Raw genomic sequence first — 10456 nt, forward strand, 5'->3', positions numbered from 1 at the left:
CGCGCAGGTCGTGCCTCGCGGCGCTCGGCTCCGGAGGTGCCGCCCGCGTCGGGCCCGGCACGGCGGGCGTCGTCCGGCTTCTCCCCGCCCTGCCGCGAGATCGTGAGCAGCGCGCCCAGCTCGTCGCGGGTGAGGTCGCGCAGATCGCCCGAGCGCAGGGTGCCGAGGTGGAGCGGACCGAACTGCCGGCGCACGAGCTCGAGCACCGGGTGACCCACCGCCGCCATCATGCGGCGCACGATGCGATTGCGTCCCGAGTGCAGCGTGATCTCGACGAGGGAGGCGTTCGACCGGCCCTCGGGCCGCCCGAGCAGGCGGGTCTTGTCCGCGGCGACCGGCCCGTCCTCGAGCTCGATCCCGGCGGTCAGCGCGGCGATGGTCTGCGGCAGGACCTGTCCGTGGACCTTCGCGATGTAGGTCTTGGTCACTCCGAACGAGGGGTGCGCGAGCACGTGCGCCAGCTCGCCGTCGTTGGTGAGCACCAGGAGCCCGGAGGTCTCGGCGTCCAGACGGCCCACGTTGAACAGCCGCTCCTCGAAGTTCTGGGTGTAGGTGCTGAGATCGGGGCGGCCGTTCTCGTCGGCGAGCGAGCTGACGACGCCGATCGGCTTGTTCAGCATCACGTAGCGCCGGGACGTGTCCAGCTGCACCGCGACTCCGTCGACCTCGATCAGGTCGGAGGCCGGGTCGATGCGGCGGCCGAGCTCGTCGGCGACCTCGCCGTTCACGCGGATCCTCCGCGCGACGATCATCTCCTCGACGACGCGACGGGAGGCGACCCCGGCCGCCGCGAGGACCTTCTGCAGTCGTTCGCCCTCCGGCGCGTGCTCAGAGGTGCTCATCGAATCCGTCCCGTCCGTCGCTCAGAAGTGGTGAGATCTTCGGCAGCTCATCGAGCGAGGTGAGGCCGAGGTGCACGAGCAGCTGCTCGGTGGTGCCGTAGAGGATCGCTCCGGTCTCGGGGTCGTTGCCGACCTCGGCGATCAGGCCGCGGCCGAGGAGGGTGCGCGCGACGGAGTCGACGTTGACCGCGCGGATCTGGGCGACCTGCCCGCGCGAGACGGGCTGCTTGTAGGCGATGACCGCGAGCGTCTCGAGCGCCGCCTGCGACAGCTTCGTCGGGTTCTGGGTCAGCACGAAGTCCGAGACCACGGAGTCGTACTCGCGGCGGACGTAGACCCGCCACCCTCCGCCGACCTCGCGCAGCTCGAATCCGCGCCGCACGCCGCCGTCCTCGCCGTCGAAGTCGGCGACGAGCCGCTCGATCGACTGGCGCACCACCGCGATCGGCCGTGAGAGCGCGGTGGCGATCGCGACGAGCGACTGCGGCTCGTCGGCGACCATCAGGATCGCCTCGACCGCCCGGTCGATCTCGAAGGCGACCGTTCCGGGAGACGCGACGGACGGCTCAGCTGTCATAGTCGGCTCCGAGATGCGCCAGGTTCGCGTCGCTCCACGACTCCGCGACCCACTGGAGCGTGAGCTCGCCGAGCGGCTCCGGCTGCTCGAAGGCGATGGCCGCGTGCCGGTAGAGCTCGAGCACGGCGATGAAGCGCGCGACGACCACTCCCTTCTCGGGGGCGTTCGCGATGAGCTCGCGGAAGGTCGCGGTGGTGTGCTCGCGGAGCACGCCGACCACGTAGGCCGCCTGCTCCCGGATGCTGATCAGGGGCGCGTGCAGGTGGTCGAGCCCGACCGTGGGGATCTCGCGGGGCGCGAGCGCGAAGGCGGCGAGGGCCGCGAAGTCCTCCGCCGACAGGGTCCAGACGAGCTCGGGCTTCTTCGCCCGGAACTCCTCCTCGAGCGGCACCTGACGGACGTGCCGCGTCGTCTCGACGTCGATCCGCTCGGCGAACCAGCTCGACACCTGCTTGAACGCGCGGTACTGCAGGAGTCGGGCGAACAGCAGATCCCGCGCTTCGAGCAGCGCGGCGTCCTCCGCGTCGACCAGTTCGCCCTGGGGCAGCAGTCCCGCGATCTTGAGATCGAGGAGGGTCGCGGCGACCACCAGGAACTCCGACGCCCGATCGAGCCCTTCCGCGGTGTCGATCCCGTGCAGGTAGGAGAGGAACTCGTCGGTGACCGCGCTCAGGGCGATCTCGGTGATGTCCACCTGCTGCTTCGCGATCAGACTGAGGAGCAGGTCGAACGGGCCCTCGAAGTTCGAGAGCGCGACGCGGAAGCCGGGCTCCGGTCCGGAGGCGGCGACCGCCGCCTCCTCGACCAGCACGGCCTCAGGCGACCGCGCCACGCGAGATCAGCTCCCTGGCGAGCTTGCGGTACGCCTTCGCGGCGGCGTGCTCGGGCGCGAACTGGGTGATCGGCACCCCCGAGACGCTGGCGTCGGGGAACTTCACCGTCCGCCCGATGACCGTCTCGAGCACGCTGTCGCCGAAGGCGTCGACGACGCGGTCGAGCACCTCGCGCGAGTGCAGGGTGCGCGAGTCGTACATGGTCGGGAGGATGCCGTCGAGCTCGATGACCGGGTTCAGCCTGTCGCGCACCTTGTCGATCGTCTCGATCAGCAGCGCCACCCCGCGCAGGGCGAAGAACTCGCACTCGAGCGGGATGAGGACACCGTGGCTCGCGGTCAGCGCGTTCACGGTGAGCAGCCCGAGCGAGGGCTGGCAGTCGATGAGGATCACGTCGTAGTCGGCGCTCACCTTGCGCAGCACGCGGGCGAGGATCTGCTCTCGCGCGACCTCGTTGACGAGGTGCACCTCGGCGGCCGAGAGGTCGATGTTGGCGGGGATGATGTCGAGGCCGGGCACGTTCGTCGACTGGATCGCCTCGGCCGGGTCCTTCACGGTCCCCAGGAGGAGGTCGTAGACGGTGATCGCGTCGTAGGTCGCGACGCCGAGGCCGGCCGAGAGCGCGCCCTGGGGGTCGAAGTCGATGGCGAGCACGCGGCGGCCGTACTCGGCGAGGGTCGCGCCCAGGTTGATGGTGGTCGTCGTCTTGCCGACGCCGCCCTTCTGGTTGCAGAGCGAGATGATGCGCGCGGGGCCGTGCCCGGTCAGCTCGACCGGCAGCGGGAAGTCGCGCAGGGGGCGTCCGGTGGGGCCGAGGACCGGGGCTTCGAGACCGGTGAGCTCGGCCGTGTCGTCCGTCTTGCGTGTCACCTGCGTCGCCTCGCTTCCCTGTCGGCGTGCGCTCCCGCGCGGCCTGCACCGAGTGTACCGGCGGCCCGTCCCGCCGCCGCGTCGCCCCGCCGTCCGACCTGCTGGTCGGGCAGCCGCCCTCGGGAGGCGTCTCGAGACCCGCCGACAGAGTGCGCCCGCCGTCAGCGCCGGGCTCGCGGATGCGCGGTCGTGTACACGTCTCGCAGCGTGTCCGCCGTGACCAGCGTGTAGATCTGGGTGGTCGCGACCGACGCGTGCCCGAGCAGCTCCTGGACCACGCGCACGTCCGCCCCGCCCGCGAGCAGGTGCGTCGCGAAGGAGTGCCGGAAGGTGTGCGGCGAGATCTCGCGGTCGAGCCCCGCCCGCTCCGCGACGGCGCGGATCACCAGCCAGGCGCTCTGCCGCGAGAGCCGACTCCCGCGGACGCCGAGGAAGAGCGCCGGTGTCGCACGACCGCGCCGCGAGAGCTCCGGTCGAGCGCGCACGAGGTAGTCGTCCACCGCCTCCCGCGCGAAGCGCCCGAGCGGCACCATCCGCTGCTTCGAGCCCTTGCCGGTCAGCCGGACCACCTCCGCGTCGAACACGTCGTCGACGTTCAGGTCGACCGCCTCCGAGATGCGGGCACCGGTCGCGTAGAGCAGCTCGAGCAGCGCGCGGTCGCGCAGATCCGCGAGCTCCTCGCCCCGCGCCGCGTCGAGCAGCGCGGCCATCTGCTCGACCGTGATCGCCTTCGGGAGGGTCATCGGGAGCTTGGGCGGCACCACGTCGTGGGCGACGTCGTCGGCGACGATCCCCTCCTCGAGGGCGAAGCGGTGGAGTCCCCGCACGCTCGACAGGATCCGCGCCCGCGAGCTCGGCGCGAGCGGCCGCTCGACGCGGGAGGCGAGCCACGAGGCGAACGCGCCGACGTCCGCGCGCCGCAGCGTCGCGAGATCGTCGACCCCCTTCTCGGCCAGCCAGCCGAGGTAGAGCTCGAGATCGCGGCGGTAGGCGGCGATCGTGTGCGCCGACAGCCCTCTCTCGACGCTCGCCTGCCGGAGGAAGGCGTCGGCGCAGGCCCGCGGGCTCACCCCCGGGGGTGGCGGACCCGGGGGTGCCGTGTCCACGGCGAGGAGGCGTCGCCCAGGCCGACCCATCCGCGCGAGCGGAAGGCGTGCGCGGCGAGCACGGCGATCGTCAGCGACGGATTCTGCACGCGGCGCGCGAGCACGGCGTCGACGGCCTCGTCGAGATCGACCCAGCGCAGCTCCATGTCGGCCTCCTCCGCCTCGCGGTCGAACACGGAGTCGGTCGCGGACAGGTCGCGCGCGAGGTAGATGCGGATCGCCTCGTCGCTGCCACCGGGCGAGGTGGCGAACTCCGAGAGCAGGTCCCAGCGGTCGGCCCGGAGGTCGGTCTCCTCGGCCAGCTCCCGCTGGGCCGCCACCAGAGCGTCCTCCCCCTCGATGTCGAGGAGGCCTGCAGGGATCTCCCACTCGCGGGCCCTGACCGGGTGCCGGTACTGCTTGATCAGCGCGACGCGGTCCTCGTCGTCGAGCGCGAGCACCGCGACGGCTCCCGTGTGATCGAGGAACTCGCGGCGCAGCTCGCCGTCGCCGTAGCGGAAGGTCTCGGCCCTGACGCCCCAGACCATCCCGTCGAAGACCCGTTCGCTCGTGAGGATCTCGGGTTCGACGAGCTCGTCCGCGAGCTCCCGGTCACTCATCGGCGCCCGCCTCCGAGGCCGGGAACAGGCGCGACGCCTCCTGGCGCTCGAGCGCCGCCGACACGAGCCCGCGGAAGAGCGGGTGCGCGTTGTTCGGCCGCGAGCGCAGCTCGGGGTGCGCCTGGGTGCCGACGTAGTACGGGTGCTTGTCGCGGGGCAGCTCGACGTACTCGACGAGGTGGCCGTCGGGGGACGTGCCCGAGAACCACAGTCCCGCCTCGGCGATGCGGTCGCGGTAGCTGTTGTTGACCTCGTAGCGGTGGCGGTGGCGCTCGGCCGCCTCGGGGGCGCCGTACACCTCGGCCACGATCGACCCCTCGGCGAGAGAGGCGTTGTACAGTCCGAGCCGCATCGTCCCGCCCATGTCGCCGGAGGCGAGGATCTCGACCTGCTCCGCCATCGTCGCGATGACGGGGAAGGCCGTCTCCGGGTCGAACTCGGAGGAGGAGGCGCCCTCGAGTCCCGCTTCGTTCCGCGCGTACTCGATGACCATGCACTGGAGGCCGAGGCACAGCCCGAGGGTCGGGATGCCGTTCTCGCGCGCGAAGCGGAGTGCTCCGAGCTTGCCCTCGATGCCGCGGATGCCGAAGCCTCCCGGCACGCAGATCCCGTCGAGCTCCGAGAGCGCCTTCGACGCCGCCTCCGGATCCTCGAGTCCGTCCGACGCGATCCAGCGGATCGCGACCTTCGTCTGCTGCGCGAATCCGCCGGCGCGCAGCGCCTCGGTCACCGAGAGGTAGGCGTCCGGCAGGTCGATGTACTTGCCGACCAGGCCGATGGTGACCTCGTGCTTGGGCTCGTGGACCGCCTCGAGGAGCTTCGACCAGCCGTCCCAGACGACCTCGCCCGCGGGGAGCCCGAGCTGGTCGATGATGTAGGCGTCGAGCCCCTGCTCGTTGAGCATCTCGGGGATCTCGTAGATGGAGGCGACGTCCTTCGCATTGACGACAGCCTGCTCGTCGACGTCGCACATCAGCGCGATCTTGCGCTTGTTCGACTCCGAGACCGGTCGATCGCTCCGCAGCACCAGCGCGTCCGGCTGGATCCCGATGGAGCGCAGCGCTGCGACGGAGTGCTGCGTCGGCTTGGTCTTCTGCTCGCCGGAGGCGCCCATGAACGGCACCAGCGACACGTGGACGAAGAAGACGTTCCGGCGACCGAGCTCGTGGCGGACCTGCCTCGCCGACTCGATGAACGGCTGGCTCTCGATGTCGCCGACAGTGCCGCCGATCTCGGTGATGATCACGTCGGGCTGAGGGTCGTCCTCGGCCTGGAGGCGCATGCGCCGCTTGATCTCGTCGGTGATGTGCGGGATGACCTGCACCGTGTCGCCGAGGTACTCGCCGGCGCGCTCGCGGGCGATGACGCGGGAGTAGATCTGGCCGGTCGTGACGTTCGCGGCCTGATTGAGGTTGATGTCGAGGAAGCGCTCGTAGTGCCCGATGTCGAGGTCGGTCTCGGCCCCGTCGTCGGTCACGAAGACCTCGCCGTGCTGGAACGGGTTCATCGTCCCGGGATCCACGTTGAGATAGGGATCGAGCTTCTGCATCACGACGCGCAGCCCGCGAGCGGTCAGCAGGTTGCCGAGGCTGGCGGCCGTGAGTCCCTTGCCGAGCGAGGACACGACTCCGCCGGTGACGAAGATGTGCTTCGTGACCTTCGAGGAGCCGCCGCCGCGGCGCTCCAGCGAGGAGCGGTCCTGGGAAGAACTGTCAGGAGAAGAAGAAGGGCCCGAGTTCGAAATGTCCACCACGGGCTTCCACCCTAACAGCAGTTCCGGGGCGGCTCGCAGGCGGCGCTGCATTCAGCTCCGGCGGCTCGATTCGAGCAGCTCGCGCGCGTGCGCCAGGGCGTTGGCCGAGTCCGTCAGACCCGACAGCAGCCGCGCCATCTCCGAGACGCGCTCCTCGGCCTCGAGCTGAGTCACCGCGCTCGAGGTCACGGAGCCGTCCGATCCCTTCTCGACGCGCAGGTGGTTCGTCGCGAAGGCGGCGACCTGTGCCAGGTGGGTGACGACGATCACCTGCGAGGTCTCCGCGAGCTTCGCGAGGCGCCTCCCGATCTCGATCGCCGCGGCTCCTCCCACTCCGGCGTCGACCTCGTCGAAGACGAAGGTGGGCACCGGATCGTTGGCCGCGACGACGACCTCGATCGCGAGCATCACCCTCGAGAGCTCTCCGCCGGAGGCGCCGCGCGCGAGCGGCCGCGGAGTCGCGCCGCTGTGCGGCTGCAGCAGCATCTCGATCGAGTCCCGGCCGTGCGCCGCGGGCTCGCCCGTACCGGTGACCTGCACCCGGAGTCGCGCGTCGGCCATCGCCAGGGCGGTCAGCTCGTCACTCACCCGCTCCCCCAGGTCGAGTGCCGCCGCCGTGCGCAGCTCGGTGAGGCGGGTCGCGAGACGGTCGACGAGATCGGCGTCGGCCGCGGTGTCCGACTCGAGCGCCGCGATCCGCTCGTCGTCGCCGTCGAGCTCGAGCAGCCGGAGCCCCGAGGAGTCGACGAGGTCGAGCACGTCGTCCAGCGTGGGCCCGTACGTCCGGGTGAGGGCCGAGAGCTCGGCACGCCGGCTCTCGATCAGCTCGAGGTCGTGCGCGCCGTCGAGGTCGAGCTCGGCGAGGTACGACGACAGGCTCCCCGCGGCGTCGACCAGCAGCACCGAGGCCTCGTCGAGGGTCTGCACCGTCGGCCGCAGGGCGGCGTCGTGCTCGGCGGCGCGGTCGAGCACGCGGCGGGCGGAGTCGAGGAGGCCGAGCGCGTCGCGCCCGTCCAGCTCCTCCGACGAGATCGCCTCGCGCGCCTCCCCTGCCGCGACCCGCAGCTGCTCGATGCTGCCGAGCCGCTCCGACTGGGCGGCGAGCTCCGCGTCCTCGCCGCGCTGCGGCGCGACGACCTCGATCTCGGCCAGGGCGTTCCGGAGGCGCTCCGCCTCCCTCGCCCGCGCCTCGCGCGCCGTGGTCAGCTCGCCGAGCTCCTCGCGGTTGGCGCGCCAGCGTTCGAAGGCGCTCGCGTAGTCGCGCAGCGCCTCCGCCAGTTCGGCACCGCCGAAACGGTCGAGCGCGTCGCGCTGCGCGGCAGCGGACCGCAGGCGGATCTGGTCCGACTGGCCGTGCACGACCACCAGCTGGTCGGCGAGCTCGCTGAGCACGCTGACCGGTGCGCTGCGACCGCCGACGACGGCCCGACCGCGCCCCTCCGCCGACACCGAGCGGGCGAGCAGGAGCTCGGGGCCGTCGAGGTCGCCGCCGGCGTCCCGCACCCGGTCGGCGACGGCGCCGTCCTCCGGGACGAGCCAGCGCCCGGACACCCAGGCCTGAGCGCTGCCCGCCCGCACTGCCGACGCGTCCGAGCGCGCGCCGAGGACGAGCCCGAGCGCGGTCACGACCATCGTCTTGCCGGCGCCGGTCTCGCCCGTCACGGCCGTGAACCCGGGTCCCAGCGGCAGCGTCGCCTCGGCGATCACGCCGAGGTCGCGGATCTGCAGTTCTTCGAGCATGGTGCTACTCCGTTTCGGCCGACCCCCGCCATCCGCGGATGGGGAGACCGAACTTGTGCACGAGGCGGTCCGTGAACGGGGCGTCGTGCAGACGCGCGAACCGCACCGGCTCGGGCGAGCGGCGGAACACGACCCGCGCGCCGGGCGGGAGCTCGTAGGTGCGTCGGCCGTCGGCCCACAGCACGCCCACGCCGTCGGTCCGCTCCTTGACCTCGATCGCGAGGCTCGAGTCGGGGCCGACCACGAGCGGCCTCGCGAACAGCGCGTGAGCACTGAGCGGGACCAGCAGCATCGCCTCGAGCGTCGGCCACACCACGGGTCCGCCACCCGAGAAGGCGTAGGCCGTGGAGCCGGTGGGAGTCGACACGACGATCCCGTCGCAGCCGAAGCTCGACAGCGGGCGGCCGTCGACGCCGACCATCACCTCGAGCATCCGCTCGCGGCTCGCCTTCTCGACCGTCGCCTCGTTCAGCGCCCAGGTCTCGTAGACGACGACATCGTCGATCTTCACGCGGACCTGGAGGGCCAGGCGCTCCTCGACCCGGTAGTCGCCGTCGAGGGCGCGCGCGACAGCGTCATCGAGGTCGTCGCGCTCGCTCTCGGCGAGGAACCCGACGTGGCCGAGGTTCACGCCGAGCAGCGGAGCCGTGCCGGTGCGCGCGATCTCGGCCGCCCGGAGGATCGTGCCGTCGCCGCCGAGCACGAACACCAGCTCGATCGACGACAGCGGGATGTCGCCGCCGAGCACGGGGACGTCCGAGAGGCCGGGAGCGGAGGCGACGATGACGTCCTTGTCGTCGGCGCAGAGGACGGGGCGGGCCCCGGAGCCGCGGAGGCGCTCGACCACGAGGATCGCCGCTTCGAGGGAGTCCGCCCGACCGGTGTGGGCGACGACGAGGATGTTGCGCTCGTCAGGAGGGGACTGCATCGAGGAGGTGTCCTTCAGTACTGGTCGACCGGTGGTGGTCGATGGCGGCGGACACGGTCGCGTCATCCGGTGGTGAGCGCGGTGACCGCGTCCCTCCATTCTGTCGGAATCGTTCCGCGGTCGCGGTGGAGGTGCGCCAGATACTCGTGATTCCCAGCGCTTCCGGGCAATGGGGAGGAGGCGAGTCCGACGACCCCGAGGCCGACGTCCCACGCCGACCAGAGGACGTCCGAGAGAGCCTCCCTGCGCAACTCCGGGTCCCGCACGATCCCCTCGCGCACACCCGTGCGACCCACTTCGAACTGCGGCTTCACCAGCACGACGAAGTCCGCCGTCGGCGACACGGAGGCGACCACGGCCGGCAGCACCATCGTGAGCGAGATGAACGAGACGTCCGAGACGACCAGGTCCGGTGGAACCGCCGTTCCGGAGGCCGCGGCGAGCGACTGCGCGGTCATGTCGCGAGCGTTGAAGCCCTCGACGACGTGCACGCGGTCGTCCGACCGGATCCGAGGTGCGAGCTGCGCGTGGCCCACGTCGAGTGCGATCACGGAGGCGGCCCCCCGCTCGAGGAGCACCTGCGAGAATCCGCCCGTCGACGCGCCGACGTCCAGCGCCTGCGCGCCTGACACCCGCACGGTCGGGAAGCTCTCGAGCGCCGCGAGCAGCTTGTGGGCGGCCCGGCTCACGTAGTGGTCGAGCCCGGCGACGGCGACCTCCTGATCGGCGCGCACCCGGAGGGAGGCCTTGAGGGCCGGCGCCCCCGCGACCGTCACGCGCCCGTCGGCGATGAGCCGCGCAGCGTGAGTCCGGGAGCGGGCGATACCCCGCTCGGCGAGAGCGGTGTCGAGACGCACGCCGTCCGGCTCCGTCATCGGGGGGAGTCCGCGCCCTCGAGTCGCGCTCGCAGTCGCTCCTGGAGCTCCGCGTAGGAGGCAGCCCTGGACTCGAGCGGCTGATCCTCGATGACCGCGAGTCGGTCAACCAGTCCGTCAGCCGCCGATTCCGCGTTCTCGTCCTGGCCCGTCATCGGTCCTCGCCTTCGCCTGTCTCGAGCGTCTGTCCGAAGCGCCGCAGACTCCTCGTCGAGTGCGGATCCGGGTGGTTAAACAACGATGGCCACCCAGTGTCTGGGTGGCCATCGTGAATGGTGTCCGGCGGTGTCCTACTCTCCCACAGGGTCCCCCCTGCAGTACCATCGGCGCTGA

At 71.6% G+C, this 10456-nt stretch carries 9 protein-coding genes and 1 pseudogene; all 10 read right to left on the reverse strand.

From position 1 onward, the window contains the following. Window positions 1-74: 74 nt before the first annotated feature. Window positions 75-842, reverse strand: a pseudogene (locus tag B9Y99_RS09115) (pseudouridine synthase); the annotation flags it as partial. After that, window positions 829-1419 carry an SMC-Scp complex subunit ScpB gene (gene scpB / locus B9Y99_RS09120; protein WP_085476146.1) on the reverse strand — a complete coding sequence of 197 codons (591 nt, stop codon included), beginning with the start codon at window positions 1417-1419 and terminating at the stop codon, window positions 829-831. The pseudogene B9Y99_RS09115 and the gene scpB, both read right to left, overlap by 14 nt. Continuing rightward, window positions 1409-2251 (reverse strand): segregation and condensation protein A, encoded by an 843-nt coding sequence (locus B9Y99_RS09125; RefSeq protein WP_085476147.1) that lies wholly within the window; start codon window positions 2249-2251, stop codon window positions 1409-1411. The genes scpB and B9Y99_RS09125 overlap by 11 nt, the downstream gene beginning before the upstream one ends. Next, a complete protein-coding gene (locus B9Y99_RS09130; protein ID WP_085476148.1) occupies window positions 2235-3122 on the reverse strand; it encodes a ParA family protein in 888 nt (295 codons plus the stop codon). Before B9Y99_RS09130 ends, B9Y99_RS09125 begins: the two co-directional genes overlap by 17 nt. Window positions 3123-3283: 161 nt before the next feature. Further along, on the reverse strand, window positions 3284-4192 hold the full coding sequence (gene xerD / locus B9Y99_RS09135) for a site-specific tyrosine recombinase XerD (protein WP_244274810.1): 909 nt from the start codon (window positions 4190-4192) through the stop codon (window positions 3284-3286). After that, window positions 4189-4827 carry an NUDIX domain-containing protein gene (locus tag B9Y99_RS09140; RefSeq protein ID WP_085476150.1) on the reverse strand — a complete coding sequence of 213 codons (639 nt, stop codon included), beginning with the start codon at window positions 4825-4827 and terminating at the stop codon, window positions 4189-4191. Before B9Y99_RS09140 ends, xerD begins: the two co-directional genes overlap by 4 nt. After that, window positions 4820-6514, reverse strand: coding sequence for a CTP synthase (locus B9Y99_RS09145; protein WP_244274852.1), 1695 nt, complete (start codon window positions 6512-6514; stop codon window positions 4820-4822). The genes B9Y99_RS09140 and B9Y99_RS09145 overlap by 8 nt, the downstream gene beginning before the upstream one ends. A gap of 117 nt (window positions 6515-6631) precedes the next feature. Further along, on the reverse strand, window positions 6632-8320 hold the full coding sequence (gene recN, locus B9Y99_RS09150; protein ID WP_085476152.1) for a DNA repair protein RecN: 1689 nt from the start codon (window positions 8318-8320) through the stop codon (window positions 6632-6634). A gap of 4 nt (window positions 8321-8324) precedes the next feature. Further along, window positions 8325-9248: an NAD kinase gene (locus B9Y99_RS09155; protein WP_085476153.1), complete on the reverse strand. Its 924-nt coding sequence runs from the start codon at window positions 9246-9248 to the stop codon at window positions 8325-8327. Window positions 9249-9310: 62 nt separating this feature from the next. Next, window positions 9311-10123, reverse strand: coding sequence for a TlyA family RNA methyltransferase (locus B9Y99_RS09160; protein WP_085476154.1), 813 nt, complete (start codon window positions 10121-10123; stop codon window positions 9311-9313). Window positions 10124-10456 lie beyond the last annotated feature (333 nt).

It is taken from the genome of Rathayibacter oskolensis (genome assembly GCF_900177245.1).
In the GTDB taxonomy this organism is placed as follows: Bacteria; Actinomycetota; Actinomycetes; order Actinomycetales; family Microbacteriaceae; genus Rathayibacter; species Rathayibacter oskolensis.